The sequence below is a fragment of the Pectobacterium parvum genome (genome assembly GCF_020971565.1).
GTDB classification, from domain to species: Bacteria; Pseudomonadota; Gammaproteobacteria; order Enterobacterales; family Enterobacteriaceae; genus Pectobacterium; species Pectobacterium polare.
This window is the reverse complement of sequence record NZ_CP087392.1, coordinates 4,061,396-4,078,418: the sequence shown is the minus strand read 5'-3', so window position 1 is coordinate 4,078,418 and position 17,023 is coordinate 4,061,396. Positions and strand designations below refer to the sequence as shown.

Annotated in this window: 14 protein-coding genes; 4 read left to right on the top strand and 10 right to left on the bottom strand. The window is 54.0% G+C overall.

The features are described 5' to 3' along the window. The first annotated feature begins 121 nt into the window (after positions 1 to 121). Complete coding sequence (gene folA / locus LOZ86_RS18360; protein ID WP_039483393.1) at positions 122 to 604, top strand: type 3 dihydrofolate reductase; 483 nt, start codon at positions 122 to 124, stop codon at positions 602 to 604. Positions 605 to 683: 79 nt separating this feature from the next. Here the strand turns inward: folA and LOZ86_RS18355 are convergent, their stop codons facing one another. Continuing rightward, positions 684 to 1,589 carry a LysR family transcriptional regulator gene (locus tag LOZ86_RS18355; protein ID WP_039483396.1) on the bottom strand — a complete coding sequence of 302 codons (906 nt, stop codon included), beginning with the start codon at positions 1,587 to 1,589 and terminating at the stop codon, positions 684 to 686. A gap of 111 nt (positions 1,590 to 1,700) precedes the next feature. Here LOZ86_RS18355 and LOZ86_RS18350 point away from each other — a divergent pair, with 111 nt between their 5' ends. Beyond that, the gene (locus tag LOZ86_RS18350; protein ID WP_039483399.1) at positions 1,701 to 2,222 is read left to right on the top strand and encodes a DMT family transporter; all 522 of its coding nucleotides are present in this window, start codon (positions 1,701 to 1,703) and stop codon (positions 2,220 to 2,222) included. Positions 2,223 to 2,364: 142 nt separating this feature from the next. After that, a complete protein-coding gene (locus LOZ86_RS18345) occupies positions 2,365 to 2,559 on the top strand; it encodes a hypothetical protein (protein WP_072012364.1) in 195 nt (64 codons plus the stop codon). A gap of 37 nt (positions 2,560 to 2,596) precedes the next feature. Here LOZ86_RS18345 and apaH read toward each other — a convergent pair whose 3' ends face one another. The 6 genes from apaH to lptD form a co-directional block, all read right to left on the bottom strand. After that, the gene (gene apaH / locus LOZ86_RS18340) at positions 2,597 to 3,454 is read right to left on the bottom strand and encodes a bis(5'-nucleosyl)-tetraphosphatase (symmetrical) ApaH (protein ID WP_039513085.1); all 858 of its coding nucleotides are present in this window, start codon (positions 3,452 to 3,454) and stop codon (positions 2,597 to 2,599) included. 2 nt (positions 3,455 to 3,456) lie between these two features. Beyond that, positions 3,457 to 3,834: a Co2+/Mg2+ efflux protein ApaG gene (apaG, locus tag LOZ86_RS18335; protein WP_039483402.1), complete on the bottom strand. Its 378-nt coding sequence runs from the start codon at positions 3,832 to 3,834 to the stop codon at positions 3,457 to 3,459. 12 nt (positions 3,835 to 3,846) lie between these two features. Beyond that, positions 3,847 to 4,665, bottom strand: a complete 819-nt coding sequence (gene rsmA, locus LOZ86_RS18330) for a 16S rRNA (adenine(1518)-N(6)/adenine(1519)-N(6))-dimethyltransferase RsmA (protein ID WP_039483405.1) — start codon at positions 4,663 to 4,665, stop codon at positions 3,847 to 3,849. After that, entirely contained in the window at positions 4,658 to 5,659 is a 1,002-nt protein-coding gene (pdxA, locus tag LOZ86_RS18325) for a 4-hydroxythreonine-4-phosphate dehydrogenase PdxA (protein ID WP_039483407.1), read from the bottom strand. Before pdxA ends, rsmA begins: the two co-directional genes overlap by 8 nt. Next, the gene (surA, locus tag LOZ86_RS18320) at positions 5,659 to 6,954 is read right to left on the bottom strand and encodes a peptidylprolyl isomerase SurA (RefSeq protein ID WP_230242582.1); all 1,296 of its coding nucleotides are present in this window, start codon (positions 6,952 to 6,954) and stop codon (positions 5,659 to 5,661) included. The genes pdxA and surA overlap by 1 nt, the downstream gene beginning before the upstream one ends. A gap of 218 nt (positions 6,955 to 7,172) precedes the next feature. After that, entirely contained in the window at positions 7,173 to 9,536 is a 2,364-nt protein-coding gene (gene lptD, locus LOZ86_RS18315) for an LPS assembly protein LptD (RefSeq protein ID WP_039483691.1), read from the bottom strand. Between the two features lie 185 nt (positions 9,537 to 9,721). Between lptD and djlA the strand changes: the two genes are divergently transcribed. Beyond that, the gene (gene djlA, locus LOZ86_RS18310) at positions 9,722 to 10,612 is read left to right on the top strand and encodes a co-chaperone DjlA (RefSeq protein ID WP_039483414.1); all 891 of its coding nucleotides are present in this window, start codon (positions 9,722 to 9,724) and stop codon (positions 10,610 to 10,612) included. Between the two features lie 82 nt (positions 10,613 to 10,694). Here the strand turns inward: djlA and rluA are convergent, their stop codons facing one another. The 3 genes from rluA to LOZ86_RS18295 form a co-directional block, all read right to left on the bottom strand. Further along, the gene (gene rluA / locus LOZ86_RS18305; protein ID WP_039483417.1) at positions 10,695 to 11,348 is read right to left on the bottom strand and encodes a bifunctional tRNA pseudouridine(32) synthase/23S rRNA pseudouridine(746) synthase RluA; all 654 of its coding nucleotides are present in this window, start codon (positions 11,346 to 11,348) and stop codon (positions 10,695 to 10,697) included. A gap of 168 nt (positions 11,349 to 11,516) precedes the next feature. Next, the gene (gene rapA, locus LOZ86_RS18300; protein WP_039483419.1) at positions 11,517 to 14,420 is read right to left on the bottom strand and encodes an RNA polymerase-associated protein RapA; all 2,904 of its coding nucleotides are present in this window, start codon (positions 14,418 to 14,420) and stop codon (positions 11,517 to 11,519) included. A gap of 185 nt (positions 14,421 to 14,605) precedes the next feature. Further along, positions 14,606 to 16,972, bottom strand: coding sequence for a DNA polymerase II (locus LOZ86_RS18295; protein ID WP_039513081.1), 2,367 nt, complete (start codon positions 16,970 to 16,972; stop codon positions 14,606 to 14,608). Between the last annotated feature and the right edge of the window lie 51 nt (positions 16,973 to 17,023).

The following is a 17,023-nucleotide window of genomic DNA, read 5'->3' as shown; positions in this document are numbered from 1 at the left end:
ACTCACCCCAGTCACTTACTGGCGTAAGCTTCTGGGGATTCGCTGTGTCGCCGCCTTCATGCAACTCGAATTATTTAGTGTATAGTGTCAGCAATTTTCTGACCTATAGGGTTTTTTCACCATGGTTATTAGTTTGATTGCTGCACTGGCAGTGGATCGCGTGATTGGTATGGAAAACGCGATGCCGTGGCATTTGCCAGCCGATCTGGCATGGTTTAAGCGTAATACGCTTAATAAGCCGATTATTATGGGGCGTAATACTTTCCGTTCTATCGGTCAGCCGCTGCCCGGCCGACTGAACATTGTCGTCAGCAATCATCCTGGTGATGACGATCGTGTGACCTGGGTCTCTTCGCTGGATGCTGCGCTGGCGACGGCGGGCGACGTAGAGGAAGTGATGGTGATTGGCGGCGGCAGTATCTATCAACAAATGCTGCCGCAGGCTAACCGCCTCTATCTGACGCACATCGATGCTGAAGTGGAAGGTGACACGCATTTCCCTGACTATGAGCCGGACGAATGGCAGTCTGTTTTCAGCGAATTCCATGATGCTGATGAGCGCAACTCACACAGTTACTGCTTCGAAATTCTGGAACGCCGCTAAGCGCCTTTCCTGCGATAACATTCTGTCGATGAATAGCTAAACCCGCCTTTGCGGGTTTTTTCGTTTCTGACCTGATGCTTTATTTCCCCACCTGACAGCTATCCCAAATGGCTTTTCTCAGCCAGCGATGTGCAGGGTCGCTCTCGCGTCGCGTATGCCATACCTGCTGGAATGCAAAGTTGGGTATCACGAACGGCGGCGTAAAAATGTGTAAGTCTGGCGTAGTGATGTGAGCCATGCTGCGCCGTGCAGCGGTCAAAATCAGGTCAGTACCGGCAATGAGATTGATGGCGGCATGCCAGTGGGGCAGCGTCAGTACGACGTTGCGCGCTAGGCCGCTTGCAGCCAACGCGCTGTCAATTTCATTGGCTGAATCGGGATGCATCGTGACCAGAATATGTGGCCGTTCTAGCCATGCCTCAAACGACAGCGTACCGTTTTTCGGCAGCGTGGTGCGGTCGGCCAGACAGGCGAACTGTTCCTCAAAGAGAAGCTCGGCGTGTACCTCGGATGGGCGTTCAGGGAACACGCCAAGGCCTAAGTCGATTTCTCCATCGATCAGCTGTGCCAGCATCATTTCACGGCCGGCATGACTGACAGCCAGCGAAATACCGGGTGCCTGCACGCGTAGATGCCGCATGAGCGTTGGCAAGACTGCGTTTGTTCCGTAATCAGATAGCGCTAACCGGAAATGCCGCGTGCTATGGCGCGGATCGAACTGCGGTGTCTGGATCAACGCGTTCAACTGATCAAGCGCCTGTTCCAGCGGGCCGAGTAGCGCCTGAGCGCGGGTCGTCAGCGTCAGACCGACTTCACGCCGAACTAATAGCGGATCGTTAAAAATCTGGCGAAGCTGTGATAATGAATGGCTGACGGCAGGCTGACTGCGGTGCAGGCGCAGCGCTGCTCGCGTGACGTGTTTTTCCGTCAACAGCGCATGAAGCGTGAGCAGTAGATTCATATCGATGCGACGTAAATCATCCATTCTATGAATGCCTTCCGTATGAATTACGAATTTCCATCAGTTTAATGGATGAGTGAGTATTGGAACATCCCAATTGTGTTGTGAACTTTATATTGTGAATCAGGGGGCTCCATGTCGTTATTCTCTTCTTTTTCTCTCTCATCATTGCTGCCACTGGGTATTGCTGTGCTTGCTGGAAGCATTGTGCCTTTTCAGGCTGCCAGCAATGCGGTGCTGGGGCGCTCGTTAGGTCATCCGCTTTGGGCAACGCTGGTGTCCCTGCTGGTCAGCATCTGCGTGCTGTTGCCGATTTTGTTTGCTGCCCGGGTGCCCACGCCAGCGCTGGGTAATGCCTTGCAGGGGCCGTGGTGGATCTGGCTGGGCGGAGTGGCGGGCGTGGCTTATATCACCGCCGCATTATTGCTGACGCCAAAGCTCGGGGCGTCAGGTTTTATCGTCTGTGTGATTGTCGGTCAGGTTGTGGCATCGCTGATGATCGATCATTTTGGTTTGATGGGGCTGGCAGTGAAGCCTGCGACGCTGGGGCGAATCGCGGGTGTCGCGTTAATCATTATGGGGATGCTGGTGGTGCAATATTCTGCGGCTTCTCAACCGCTGACCAAACCCGCCGTTGAAGCCCATAAGCAACCATAGTGAGGGGCTAACTCTCCATTGCCTACGAAAAGGGTCACATTTCCGTCATCTGTCATCGTTAGTATCAAAACGGGTAACGGCTTTCGTCGTTAAATCGAAATGCCGTTGAGTCGCAGTGTTTGATAGGTAGGAGACAGTACGCATGACGAATAGAAACAGTAATCTGAATACTGACCGTCTGAGCGATCCACGCCGCCGTGAATTACCATCAGGCGACGTAGAAGCCGTTGGTTTAGCTGGGTTTCTTGGCGGTGGCATCTGGTCGATTCCCACCGAGGAGTTGGTCGTGCCGCCATCCCAAAAGGCTCAGTCTGGGACGGCTTTCCCTTTTCTATGAAACCAGCACTGGCGATAGCGTCAATGCTTTCTCGCCTTTACTCACCCGATAAGGGTGCGATCTCGCCAGAGAGTTCGGTGTTTGATGAGAGTGATGGTTGCGTGAAATAGCGCTTATCGTCCCAACGCAGCATCGTCAGTTCTCCCCCCCAACAGCACCCGGTATCCAGCGCGTAAATGTTTTCCGGTGTGCCTTTCCCTTCCAGTGATGCCCAATGTCCGAAGGCAATAGCGTATTCCTCGGCAACCTGGCTCGGCAGCTCAAACCACGGTTTTAGCAGAGAAGGGGCCTGACTTGGCGGCTCTTTGCAGAGCATATCCAGCTGTCCGCCGGAGAAGCAGTAGCGCATACGGGTAAAGACGTTGGTACTAAAGCGTAGACGAGCCAGACCGCTGAGCTCTGGGCTCCAATGGTTCGGCATATCGCCATACATGGCATCGAGGAAAAGCGGGTAGCTGTCGCTGCTCAGGATCGACTCGACTTCGCGTGCGCACATCAGCGCCGTCGGCAGATCCCACTGCGGCGTGATGCCCGCGTGCGCCATCACCAGCTTCAATTCTTCATCAACCTGTAGAATCGGCTGGCGGCGTAGCCAGTTGATAAGCTCGTCGGCGTCCGGTGCGGTAAAGAGCTCGTTGAGACGATCTTTCGGCTTATTACGGCTGATACCCGCATAAACGGCTAGCAGGTGCAGATCGTGATTGCCAAGCACCATACGGACAGAGGAACCGAGGGAACGAACAAAGCGCAGAACCTGAAGCGAATCCGGCCCGCGAGCGACTAAATCGCCGGTTAACCAAAGCGTATCTTGCTCTGGATTAAAGGAAACTTGCGCCAATAGTGCGTTGAGTTCAACGTAACAGCCGTGAACATCGCCAACTAAATAGGTAGACATAATTAATGTATCAGTGAAGGGATAGCCAGACGGAAAACGGGGATTGGGACCTGAAACGCTTTACCTTGATGGTCAACCATATGGTAGTGGCCTTCCATCGTGCCAAGAGGCGTTTCTATGACGGCACCGCTGGTATATTGGAATTCGCCGCCGGGCTGGATAATCGGCTGTTCGCCGACGACACCTTCACCCTGAACTTCAGTCTGGCGACCGTTACCGTTGGTGATCTGCCAATAACGCCCCAAAAGCTGGACTTCATGACGCCCCAGATTGCGGATCGTAATCGTGTAAGCAAACACGAAACGTTCTTCATCAGGCTCCGACTGTGATTCCACGTAGAAGCTCTGAACCTGTAAACAAACACGGGGCGCATTAATCATGATGAACTCCAGTTATTCCTGTTTTGCAGGATGCTCGCTCAGCCAGTTCGCCAATCGGCAATATTGCTCAACGGTCACATTCTCTGCGCGACTGGTGACATTGATCCCCAGCTCGGTGAGGATTTCTGGGGTGAACAGGTTGCCCAGACTGTTACGCAATGTCTTACGGCGCTGGTTAAACGCTTCCGTCGTGATGCGGCTCAATACGCGGATATCCTTGACTGGATAGGGGATCTCGGCATGAGGAACAAGTCGCACGACGGCAGAATCAACTTTAGGCGCGGGCTTGAATGCTTCCGGTGGCACTTCAAGCACCGGGATTATCTGGCAATAATATTGTGCCATGACGCTCAAACGCCCAAAGGCTTTACTGTTCGGACCCGCCACTAAACGGTTAACCACTTCTTTCTGCAACATAAAGTGCATGTCGCGGATAGATTGAGTATAGGTGAACAAGTGGAACATCAGCGGTGTGGAAATATTATACGGCAGGTTGCCGAAAACACGCAGCGGTTGCCCAGCCTGTTCAGCGAGCGCGGCGAAATCGATCGTCATGGCATCTTGCTGAATAATGGTCAGTTTATCTTTCAGGGTTGGGTGTTTTTCCAACCGTGCTGCCAGATCCCTATCCAGCTCAATAACGGTAAAACGATCCATCCGATCGCCAACGGGCGCAGTTAACGCGCCGAGGCCGGGACCGATCTCGACGACCGCTTGACCTGGCTGAGGATGAATCGCCGAAACGATGCTATCGATCACGAAGTGATCGTTCAAAAAGTTTTGCCCAAAACGTTTACGGGCGAAGTGACCTTGGTGTACGCGATTATTCATTACTGTGTTTTATCATTTTAATGGCAAGATTTAATGCCGTGATGAAGCTGCCGGGGTCGGCGCTGCCGGTTGCGGCCAGCTCTAGCGCTGTACCGTGATCGACCGACGTACGAATAAAAGGTAACCCCAACGTGATATTAACGGCGCGCCCGAAGCCCTGATATTTCAGAACTGGGAGCCCTTGATCGTGGTACATCGCCAAAACGGCGTCAGCGTGTTGTAGATACTTAGGCTGGAAAAGCGTGTCGGCAGGTAACGGCCCAACCAGCGTGATGCCCTGCTGCCGTAGTTCATCCAGCGCGGGGTTAATCACATCCAGCTCTTCACGGCCCATATGGCCGCCTTCACCGGCATGAGGATTTAGCCCACACACATAGATTTGCGGTTGAGCGATACCGAATTTTGTCTGCAAGTCATGATGCAAAATCGTGATGACTTCGTGCAGACTCTGGCGGGTAATCGCCGCAGAAACAGCTGCAAGCGGCAGATGCGTGGTCGCTAAGGCGACGCGCAGTTCTTCCGTTGCCAGCATCATGACGACACGTTCACAGTGACTGCGATCGGCGAAAAATTCAGTGTGCCCGCTGAATGGGATACCAGCATCGTTGATAATGCCTTTATGTACCGGGCCGGTAATCAGCGCGGCGAATTCGCCGTTTAGACAGCCATCACACGCACGTGCTAGTGTCTCAACAACATAAGCGCTGTTAGCGACAGTCAAGTCACCTGGAATGATGGTTGCCGGTGCAGCGATCGGCAGAATGGTTAGGCTACCTGCCTGCTGTGGCTGTGCGGGCTGACAGGGTTGATAGTCACGCAGCGTCAGCGGCATCGACAACTGCAATGCGCGACTGAGTAACAGATCAGGATCCGCACAGATCACTAGCTCTACAGGCCAAGCCTGCTGAGCTAGAGCAATCACCAGATCGGGGCCAATCCCGGCGGGTTCGCCGGGGGTGATCACAACGCGTGGCGTATTGCTCTCAGTCTGCATTAGTTACTGGCACCATTAATCACTTTGACATAGGCCGCTGCACGCTGTTCCTGCATCCAGGTTTGCGCTTCTTCAGCGAACTTACGATTAAAGATCATACGGTACGCTTGCTCTTTTTGCGCCGCGTCGGTTTTATCAACCTGACGGGTATCCAGCAGTTGAATCAGGTGCCAGCCAAAAGAGGAATGGACAGGCTGACTGATTTCGCCTTTCTTCAGTTTCAACAACGCATCGCGGAAGGCTGGATCGTACATATCTGGAGACGCCCAGCCAAGGTCGCCGCCCTGATTCGCTGAACCTGGGTCCTGAGAGAGCAGTTTGGCTTGTGAAGCGAAATCGGTGCTGCCATTTCTGATGTGCTGTGCCACTTCGGCCAGCTTGGCTTGCGCCTGACTGTCCGTCATGACGACAGACGGTTTGATCAGAATATGGCGAGCATGCGTTTCAGTTACCGATACGCTTTTGTTACCGCCGCGAATATCGTTCACTTTCAGAATGTGGAAACCTACACCAGAACGGATCGGGCCGACGACCTGACCTTTCTGCGCCTGCGTTAAGCGTTCGGCAAACAGCGTTGGGATCTCCTGCAGCTTGCCCCAGCCCATTTGGCCGCCTTTCAGCGCCTGAGAATCAGATGAATAAGTAATGGCCAGCTTACCAAAATCCGCGCCTTCACTGATTTGCTTCACCAGCGATGTTGCCAGATTTTCCGCTTCATCAACCTGCTGCTGAGTCGGGTTTTCCGGTAATGGGATCAGAATGTGGCTCAGGTTCAGCTCATCGTTTTCACCGGTCTGGGTGGCGATTTGCTTAGCCAGCGTATCGACTTCCTGAGGCAGTACGGTAATGCGACGACGGACTTCGTTGTTACGCACTTCCGAAATCAGCATCTCTTTACGAATCTGGTTACGGTAGGTGTTGTAGTTCAGACCTTCATAAGCCAATTGGCTTTTTAGCTGGTCCAGAGACATCCGGTTCTGAGCGGCAATATTGGTAATCGCCTGATTCAACTGCTCATCCGTCACTTGAATACCCATCTTCTGCGCCATTTGCAGGATGATGTTATCCATGATCAGGCGATCGGTAATCTGATGACGCAGCGTGGCATCATCCGGCAACTGCTGCCCGGCCTGCTGGGCATTCAGTTTTACCGACTGCAAAAGACTGTTTACATCACTTTCCAACACGACGCTGTTGTCGACCACTGCTGCGACTTTATCAACCACCTGTGGTGCTGCGAACGCGGTAGAGGCACTCAGTGCCAATCCGAGAATAAGCGTTCTCCAGTTCTTCATACCTTTCCCATTATTTCATCCGCAAGGCGGGTTAAAAGTTCCAACGTTTCAGTGAGACAGCCTGTTTGCTACATCTATACACGTCATACTTCAAGTTGCATGTGCGTTGGCTTCGTTCACTCACCCGAATCACTTACTTGAGTAAGCTCATCGGGATTCCTTCCCTTGCCGCCTTCCTGAAACTCGAATTATTTAGTGTATAAGAACTCCGTATTGCATCAGAATGCGCGCTGGTAAGGCAAAATACCCGAGCGAAGCATTTTGTCGGAACCCAGACCGTAATTGCTGCTTAAACCACGTAATTCGATATTAAACGACACTTTGTTGTCGTATTCGCTGCTGCGGCTGGCGCTGTTCCAGTCGGTAATTTTACGTTCATAACCGACGCTCACGGCCCAACAACAGGTATTGTACTGTAAACCAATCAGCTGGTTTGCTGGCTGATTAGCCTTGGTGTCGTAATAATAAGCCCCAACCACCGCCCAACGTTCAACGATCGGCCAGCTCGCAGTGATACCGACCTGCGAAATACCTTGTTGAGAACCCTGATTTGTCACGTTCGGCAACATGTCGCGAATATATTCAGGGCTGGCGTAACGGTAGTTCAACTGCACCAGACGTTCTGCATCACGACGGTATTCTAACACGGCGTCGCCCAGCGCGACTTCGTTCAGACGATTGTCATACTGCAGACCCCCGCGAATGCCCCAACTGTCATCGATTTTCAGGAAGGAATCACCGGCCCACACCTGGCTACCGTTGTTATCACTTTTATCGAGTGACGTATTGCGGTCACCGGTACGTGGACGATCAAAGTAATAGATTTGACCAATAGAAGCGTTAAAACGTTCAACCAATGCATCATCATAAATACGCGTAGTGACACCGGTCGCAATCTGGTTCGCGGACGCGATGCGATCCAAGCCGCTGTAGCTGCGATCGCGGAACAGGCCGGAATAGTCGGTCTGCATCAGCGTAGAGTCATAGGTATGGATGCTGCTCTGATCGCGATAGGGGACATAGAGATATTGCGCGCGAGGTTCTAGCGTCTGGGTATAGGCCTGCGACCAGTCCATTTCGCGTTCAAAGACCATTTTTCCATCGACTTTATATTGCGGCATGACACGGTTAACGGAACTTTGGAGTGCGTTTTTATTGACGTCGGTGACGGTAGGATCGGCACGATAGCGATCCAGATTGTCCTGCTGATAGTGCGTCGCTAATAGCTTCGCTTCGGTATTCAGACTGGCCCAGCGGTTTGCTAGCGGGAGATTCAGCGTTGGCTCAACGTGCAGACGAGTCGCTTCCGGCCGATTGTCGTTGACGTTGGTAAATTTTACCGCCTGACCATAAAGGTGCATATCAATCGGGCCGATATCATTCTGGTAATAATTGATATCGAGCTGTGGCTCAGCACGGTAGACGTCGCGGCTGGTCGCATTGGAAAAGACCTGGAACCGTCTGGTGGACAGCGTTGTGTTCCAGTTTTGGTTCGCATAGCCTGCGCTGAGCTTTTGGGCGACGTAGCCATCGGTGGTCGAACCGTAATGCGAGTCTAGATCGGTGAAGTAGCGGTCGTCGCTGACTTTCGTGTAGTCCGCGTCAAAACGCCACACCTGATCCATCACGCCACTGTGACCCCAGTGGAACAGCCAGCGGGTGTCGTTATCATCCTGCGGGGAGACTTTGGCGTATTCATTGTCGCTGGGCAGCCAGTCGAACTGAATGACACCAAGACCCGGTGTGGTCAGGTAGCGGAATTCGTTCTGCCACTGCATACCACGTTTAGTTTGTAGATGCGGGGTGATCGTGGCGTCAAAATTAGGGGCGATATTCCAGTAATAGGGCGTCAGCAGTTCGAAGCCATTGCTGCTACCATATTTTGCATTGGGGATCAGGAAGCCAGAGCGTCGTTTATCGCCGATAGGAAGCTGTAAATACGGGCTATAGAATACAGGTACACCAGCAATCTTGAAACGCGCGTTCCAGATTTCAGCAACCTGCTCTTCTCTGTCTTGAATCACTTCCGAACCGACGACACTCCAGCTATTATCTCCCGGCAGACAGGAAGTGAAGGAGCCGTTTTCCAGAATGGTGTAGCGATTGCTGTCACGCATTTTCATTTTGTCGGCGGAACCACGCCCTTGACGGCCCACCATCTGATAGTCGCCTTCATAGACGTCGGTATCTTTGGTGTTCAGGTTGGCCCAGGCTTTAGGGCCTTTCAGGATGACCTGATTGTCGTCGTAGTGGACATTTCCCGTCGCGGTAATAGTACGCGTGGGTGTGCTACCCTGCGTTGCCGGATCCAACTGGTTCAGCTCCACCTGTTCGGCGGTCATGACGCTGTTACCCTGCTGGATGTTAACATTGCCGATGAATTTGGCATTGTCGGGATAGTTGGCTTCGGTTTTGTCGGCCTGAATATTGACCGGCAGCTGGTTGGGATCGCCTGTTACCAGTGGTCTGTTGTACGTAGGTACACCCAGCATGCACTGTTGAGCGAGATCGGCCAGCGCGTGCTGGCTGTAAAGCGCCGACCAAACCAGAGTGGCCAGCAGAGTTGGGAAACTTTTTTTCATACGTGGTATCAGGTGTTCCGTCATCAGGGGCATCATGCCGGCAAACGGTCAGAGACTATATCACTCGTTAGCGTTGCGCCAGTGTTAAATCCCCACCGCCTATACGCACCGCCGTTAGGTGCAAAGATAAATGACAGGTATGATAAAGCAATTTTTGGCTGACGGCATGAGGATTTGAGGAGTATATGCGGTATTGGGGAAAGTTGCTGGGGTTGGCGCTGGGAATCGTCTCAAGTGCTGGCATCTGGGGAATGATCATGGGCTTACTGATGGGGCATTGGATTGACAAAGCCCGGGCATCGCGTCGCCGTGATTATTTCTCCGCTCAGTCTACCCGTCAGTCATTGTTCTTTCTCACGACCTTTCAGGCCATGGGACACCTGACCAAATCCAAAGGCCGGGTGACGGAAGCTGATATCAAGATCGCGACCAAAATGATGGACCGTCTTGAGCTGTTTGGTGAGGCCAGAGCTGCCGCTCAACGGGCATTCCGCGAAGGAAAGACCACCCATTTCCCTCTGCGAATAAAATTACGCAAGCTGCGCGATGCTTGTCTGGGACGTTTTGATTTAATTAAGATGTTTCTGGAAATTCAGCTTCAGGTCGCGTTTGTTGATGGCGTTCTGCATCCGAACGAGCGACGCGTGTTGTACGTGATTGCCGATGAGCTGGGCGTGACGCGTGAGCAGTTTGAGTTTTTTCTGCGGAATATGGAAAGTACCACGGGGCAGCAGTCGCGGCAGAATCAGTCACGCCAGAACGGTAAATCGCATCAGCGCCACAGTAACGGTCACTCCAGCGGGGGCTACTCCAACGGACACTCTTATGGCGGCCAACGTCCAGCCTCACCGCCGCGAGGGCCAACAGTCGAAAGTGCCTGTCGTACGCTGGGCGTGCGCAGCAGCGATGACGCCGTGACGATTAAGCGCGCCTACCGCAAACTCATGAGCGAACATCATCCCGATAAGCTGGTCGCCAAGAAGCTTTCGCCAAGGATGATGGAGATGGCCAAACGCAAAGCGCAGGATATTCAGGCCGCCTATGAACTGTTGAAAAGCGCGAATCAGACAAAATAATCCGCATCCTTCCTCTTCTTATTACTTCCCCGTTTTACTGCTCCACCAAACCCGATTTGCAAATACCGTCAGTGAGTTTGCTTCAGAAATCCGCTTCGCAACGAAAGTGCATTGGGGTATTGAATGCTGGGTGGGTGATGGCCAGTTCTTGTGCGTGCAGTAAAAGGCGGGGGGCCAGCGCTTTGGCATCGGGATGCGCATAAAAGCCATCGCCGAGGATAGGGTGGTCCAGCGCGAGCAGGTGGACACGTAGTTGATGAGAGCGACCAGTAATCGGCATCAGTTTGACGCGTGTTGTACCGTCAGCGTCACGCGACAGTACCTGATACTCCGTCTGTGCCGATTTTCCTGTTTCAAAGCAGACTTTCTGTTTCGGGCGGTTCGGCCAGTCACAGATCAGCGGCAGATCGATGACGCCCTCATCCTGCGCCATATGTCCCCAGACGCGGGCAAGGTAGGATTTCTTGGGTTCGCGCTCGCGAAACTGACGTTTTAATTCACGCTCTGCGGCTTTCGTGAGTGCAACGGCAATCACGCCGCTGGTTGCCATATCCAGACGATGCACAGATTCTGCCGTCGGGTGGTCAGCCTGAATGCGGCTCATGACGCTGTCTTTGTGTTCTGGCGCGCGGCCGGGAACCGACAGCAGACCGCTGGGTTTATTCACCACCATGATGTGCTGATCCTGATACAGAATATGCAACCAAGGATCGGTAGGTGGGTTATAGGGTTCCATCGGAGCACCTTCAGACAACATATAATGTGTGATATTAGGGAGAACACGGGGATGAGGTTCCCGCAGGGAGACCTCGCCCCGTGGTATGCCCGTGTATCTCGATTTTGCAAACAACGTGTCTTTATAACAGCGGTATGAGGTTTATGCCTATACCGCTGTCAGAAACGTTTACTGATGTGACACCACAACCAGACGAATAGCATCCAGACGCCAGTTGGCTTCGTGCAGGTTGCTCAGCACCTGCTCGCGCTGGTTTTCCAGTGCGGTCAGCTCATCTTCACGAATGTTGGGGTTGACGGCTTTCAGCGCTTCCAGACGTTCCAGTTCGCGGCGCAATTGCAGGTCAGCCTGCTCCTGAGCCTCGGTGATGAGCTGGCACGCCTGCGTTTCTACCAGCGCTTCCGCTTGTTGCAGCATGGCGTGAACATCGGGCTGTACCGCATTCACCAGCTTGCTGGACGTATGACGGTTTACGGCGTTGAGCTGGCGGTTGAAGCTCTCAAACTCAACCTGCTCCGCCAGATTGGTGCCTTTACGGTCCATCAGCAGGCGAACCGGTGTTGGCGGCAGGAAGCGGGTCAGTTGCAGGTGTTTCGGTGCCTGTGCTTCCACCACGTAAACCAGCTCAGCCAGCAGCGTGCCGACTGGCAGCGCTTTATTTTTCAGCAGCGACACTGCACAGCTTCCGGTATCGCCGGACAGCACCAGATCGAGTCCGTTACGGATGAGCGGATGTTCCCAACTGATAAACTGTGCGTCTTCGCGGGAGAGCGCCTGATCGCGATCGAAGGTGATCGTACAGCCGTCCTGCGGCAGGCCCGGGAAGTCTGGCACCAGCATATGATCGGATGGCGTCAGGATGATCAGGTTATCGCTGCGATCTTCCTGATTAATGCCAACAATATCAAACAGGTTCAGGGCGAACGTCACCAGATTGACGTCATTATCCTTTTCGGCAATGGCCTGCGCTAACAGTTGAGCCTGTTCGCCACCGTTAGAATGCATTTCCAGCAGGCGATCGCGGCCTTGTTCAAGCTGTTGCTTCAGGCTATCGTGCTGTTGACGGCAAACATGGATAAACTCATCCAGTCCCTGCTGTTCACCGACCGTCGTCAGTCGCTCGATCAACTGCGCATGGTGCGCGTCATAGATGGTACGGCCCGTCGGACAGGTGTGTTCAAACGCATCCAATCCTTCGTGATACCAACGTACCAGCAAGGCCTGCGCGGTATTTTCCAGATACGGCACCATGATCTGAATTTCTTTTGCCTGCCCGATACGGTCCAGACGACCAATACGCTGTTCCAGCAGGTCGGGGTTAAACGGCAGATCGAACATCACTAAATGGCTGGCAAACTGGAAGTTACGGCCTTCGGAACCGATCTCTGAACAAATCAGCACCTGTGCGCCTTCTTCTTCAGAAGCAAAATAGGCGGCGGCACGGTCACGTTCAAGAATCGACAGCCCTTCATGGAAGACGGCGGCGCGGATGGCTTCACGCGTGCGCAGCACTTGTTCCAGCTGTAGCGCGGTGGCTGCCTGTGCACAGATCACCAGGATTTTTTCATCACGATTGGCGGTCAGGTAGTTCAGTAACCATTCTACGCGTGGATCGAAGTTCCACCAGGTGGCATCGTCCCCTTCGAGCTGTTGATAAATTTGTTCCGGGTACAGCATGTCGCGGGCGCGGACTTCCAGCGCCTTGTTCGCGTTCATAATGCCGGACACTTTAATCGCCGTTTGGTACTGCGCCGGCAGCGGCAGGCGGATTTGATGCAGGACACGATGCGGGAAGCCTTTAACCCCCTGACGCGTGTTACGGAACAGCACACGGCTGGTGCCGTGGCGATCCATCAGCATGGTGATCAGTTCCTGACGCGCCTTCTGATTGTCATCGCTGTCGCTGTTGATGGCTTTCAGCAGTGGTTCAATGTCCTGCTCGCCCAGCAGATCGCTTAGCGCATTCAGTTCAGCCGTTTGGGCTTTTTCGCCTGCTAACAGCAGCGTGACGGCATCGGCAACCGGGCGGTACTGCTGCTGTTCAGCAACGAATTCTTGATAGTCGTGGAAACGGTTGGGATCGAGCAGGCGTAAGCGCGCAAAGTGGCTCTGTTGGCCGAGCTGTTCTGGCGTTGCCGTTAAGAGCAGAACGGCTGGCGTGGCGCGTGCCAGCGTTTCAATGGCCTGATATTCCGGGCTAGGGCTTTCTTCGCTCCAGACCAGATGGTGGGCTTCATCCACCACCAGCAGATCCCAGTCGGCGTTGACGAGCTGCGCAAAGCGCTGGGCGCTGCGTTGAACAAATCCCAGTGAGCAGATCACCAGCTGTTCAGTTTCAAACGGATTGCTGCTGTCCAGCTTGGCTTCGGCATAGCGCTCGTCGTCAAACAGTGAGAACAGCAGGTTAAAGCGGCGCAGCATTTCGACCAGCCACTGATGTTGCAAGGTTTCCGGCACGACAATCAGCACGCGACTGGCACGACCCGCCAGCAGCTGCTGGTGGATGATCATCCCTGCCTCAATGGTTTTTCCCAGACCGACTTCGTCCGCCAGCAAAACGCGTGGCGCGTGGCGTTGGCCGACTTCATGAGCGATATGAAGCTGATGGGGGATAAGGCTGGCACGCATGCCACGCAATCCGCCCCACTGTTGCAGAGCCTGCTCGTTCTGGTGCTTACGGGCGCGATAGCGCAGAGCAAAGCGATCCATACGATCGATCTGTCCGGCGAACAGGCGATCTTGCGGTTTGTTGAACGTCAGTTTGCTGTCGAGGAAGACTTCACGCAGTTCCGCCGACGTTTCATCGTCCAGGCGTTGGCCGCAATACACCAGCAACCCTTTTTCTTCTCGCACGTCATCCACTTTGAGCTGCCAGCCTTCATGGCTGGTGACGGTATCGCCGGGATTGAACATCACGCGGGTGATGGGGGCGTCGCTGCGGGAATAAAGTCGGTTTTCACCGCTGGCAGGGAAAAGCAGCGTAATCATACGTGTATCGACGGCAACAACCGTTCCCAGTCCAAGTTCGCTTTCCGTATCGCTGATCCAGCGCTGACCAAGTGTAAAAGGCATAAATTCTTAGCTCGATGTTCGTCTGTGTCGGAGGAATGTCTGATTACATTATCGGTTGCCGATAATGCTGCTGATGCAAATTCAGAAAGGGCGTTATGGTAATAGATGACGGTGCGTTCGTCACCCCTCAAACTTGCTATGGCGCGAATTAACCCCTTTCATCTAAAAACATGAATGTCTGCCATTTAAAACAGGCCCATCTGACCTGTTACCAGCGTAGCAAAATCGTCGTGCAGGAACGGTAGAATGGCATCCGCGACGGGCTGGAGCTGGCGTTCGACATAATGCTGGTAATCCAGCGGAGCATGCCGGGTTTCCAATGGTTCGGGGCCATTGACGGTCATCACATAGCTGATCCAGCCGCCGTTTTGGTATTGCAGCGGTCGTCCCTGCTGGCGGTTATAGTCATCGGCGATTTTCGCGGCTCTGGCGTGGGGCGGCACGTTGCGCTGGTAATCATCGAGCCGGCGGCGCAGCCGTTTACGGTAGATCAGCAGATCGTCAAAATCCCCGTTCAGGGTGCGATCGACATAGTCCCGCAGCCAGTCCTGATAAGGCTGTTGCTGAAAGATCAGCAGATAGAGCTGCTGCTGAAACTGCTGCGCCAGCGGTGTCCAGTCGGTGCGCACGGTTTCCAGCCCTTTGAACACCATTTTTTCGCCTTGTGGCGTGTCGATCAGGCCGGCGTAGCGTTTTTTACTGCCTTGTTCCGCGCCGCGAATCGTTGGCATCAGGAAGCGGCGAAAATGCGTTTCAAATTCCAGCTCCAGCGCACTGGTCAACTGCTGAGTGTCTTGCAGATGCTGTGTCCACCAGTGGTTAACGTGCTGCACCAGCGCGTTGCCAATCTTTGCTGCTTCTTCTTCGCTATGCGCGTGCTTCAGCCAGACAAAGGTGGAGTCGGTATCGCCATAAATCACCTGATAGCCCTGTTCCTCGATCAGTTCGCGCGTTTTGCGCATGATTTCATGGCCGCGCAAGGTGATGGAAGAGGCGAGACGCGGATCGAAGAAGCGACAGCCTGTCGCGCCCAGCACGCCGTAAAAGGCATTCATGATGATCTTTAACGCCTGCGACAGTGGCTTATTATTGGTGCGCTTCGCCGCTTCACGCCCTTGCCAGATTTGCTCGACAATCGCCGGCAGGCAGTGCTGTTCGCGGGAGAACCACGCCCCGCGAAAGCCGGAGACGGCGTGCTGAGCGTCAGGATTCTGCGTTCCTACCGCCAACCCGACCGGATCGATCAGGAACGTACGGATAATGGAAGGATAGAGGCTCTTATAATCCAGCACGAGCACCGAGTCATACAGGCCGGGACGCGAATCCATCACAAATCCGCCGGGGCTGGCTTCAAGCGCGACATCACCCAGATTCGGGGCAACGTAACCCATGCGATGCATGCGCGGTAAATAGAGGTGGTAAAATGCGGCGACGGAACCCCCGCTGCGGTCGGCTGCTAGCCCGGTGACGCTGGCGCGCTCTAGCAAGAAAGGCAGCAGCTCAGTTTTGTCGAAAATACGCGTGACCAGTTCGCAGTCTTGCAGGTTATAGCGCGCGAGAGCGGGCTTATCTTCGGCAAAACGACGGTCGATCTCGTCCATCCGCTGATAGGGCGTGTCGATAGCTTTGCCTTCCCCCAGCAGCGACTGCGCGACAAATTCCAGACTAAACGAGGCAAAATTCCACGTCGCGGATTTGAGCGCTTCAATGCCGTCGATAATCAAACGGCCAGTCGCGCTGGCAAAAAAATGCCCCTGTTTAAAACCGTGTTCCCGCCATTCTAACGCCTGTCCGTTGCGCCCCAGCTTGAGTGGAATGTTGTAGCGCTCGGCATGTTTCTGCAAGACACGCAGATCAAACTGCACCAGATTCCAGCCGATGATGGCATCGGGATCGTGCTGCTGCATCCAGGCATTCAGCTTTTCCAGCAGCATCGGGCGGCTGGCAACGTACTCAAGCGTAAAATCCTCGCGCTCGGCAGGTGTGCCGTTCGGTGGGCCGAGCATGTAAACCTGACGCTGTCCGCAGCCTTCCAGCCCGATGCAGTAAAGCTCGCCGTGGCGGGTGGTTTCGATATCCAATGACACCAGTTTAAGCGTCGGGCGGTAATCGGGATTCGGTTTCATGCGTGCTTCCGTCAGCAGGCTATCTGACGCGGCGTTGCCGCTAAACCACACGGGCGCGGTGATAAAGCGCTCCATCAGAAAGCGTTCCGTCGGACGAATATCCGCTTCGTAGACCTGAACGCCGCCTTCACGCAGTAATTTCTCCAGCCGCAGCAGCTGTCGGTATTGCGGGCAATACAGCCCCAGCAGCGGCTGATGTTGGAAATCCTGCATGTCGAGCGGTTTTAACTGCCAGCGTTTTTCCTGCTGTAAAAGCGTTTTGACGCGGGCTTCCTGCTGTGCGGGAATAAAGGCAACGGCCTGCTGTACTGGCAGGCGCGCGAGCAGCGGGCCCTCATCGGTGGCCAGCCAGAATTCAACCTGCGTGCCGGCTGGTGTGTCGTTCCAGTGGCGGGTCAGTAGAAGCCCCTGACGAACCTGAGTCACTAAGCGGCCTTTTATAGCAAGCGAGATAGGGAAGGATGGTAGGGATAAGTA

Coding starts and splice junctions, on each gene's coding strand:
- folA (WP_039483393.1), top strand. CDS start 122: ATGGTTATTAGTTTGATTGCTGCACTGGCAGTGGATCGCGTGATTGGT.
- LOZ86_RS18355 (WP_039483396.1), bottom strand. CDS start 1,589: ATGGATGATTTACGTCGCATCGATATGAATCTACTGCTCACGCTTCAT.
- LOZ86_RS18350 (WP_039483399.1), top strand. CDS start 1,701: ATGTCGTTATTCTCTTCTTTTTCTCTCTCATCATTGCTGCCACTGGGT.
- LOZ86_RS18345 (WP_072012364.1), top strand. CDS start 2,365: ATGACGAATAGAAACAGTAATCTGAATACTGACCGTCTGAGCGATCCA.
- apaH (WP_039513085.1), bottom strand. CDS start 3,454: ATGTCTACCTATTTAGTTGGCGATGTTCACGGCTGTTACGTTGAACTC.
- apaG (WP_039483402.1), bottom strand. CDS start 3,834: ATGATTAATGCGCCCCGTGTTTGTTTACAGGTTCAGAGCTTCTACGTG.
- rsmA (WP_039483405.1), bottom strand. CDS start 4,665: ATGAATAATCGCGTACACCAAGGTCACTTCGCCCGTAAACGTTTTGGG.
- pdxA (WP_039483407.1), bottom strand. CDS start 5,659: ATGCAGACTGAGAGCAATACGCCACGCGTTGTGATCACCCCCGGCGAA.
- surA (WP_230242582.1), bottom strand. CDS start 6,954: ATGAAGAACTGGAGAACGCTTATTCTCGGATTGGCACTGAGTGCCTCT.
- lptD (WP_039483691.1), bottom strand. CDS start 9,536: ATGAAAAAAAGTTTCCCAACTCTGCTGGCCACTCTGGTTTGGTCGGCG.
- djlA (WP_039483414.1), top strand. CDS start 9,722: ATGCGGTATTGGGGAAAGTTGCTGGGGTTGGCGCTGGGAATCGTCTCA.
- rluA (WP_039483417.1), bottom strand. CDS start 11,348: ATGGAACCCTATAACCCACCTACCGATCCTTGGTTGCATATTCTGTAT.
- rapA (WP_039483419.1), bottom strand. CDS start 14,420: ATGCCTTTTACACTTGGTCAGCGCTGGATCAGCGATACGGAAAGCGAA.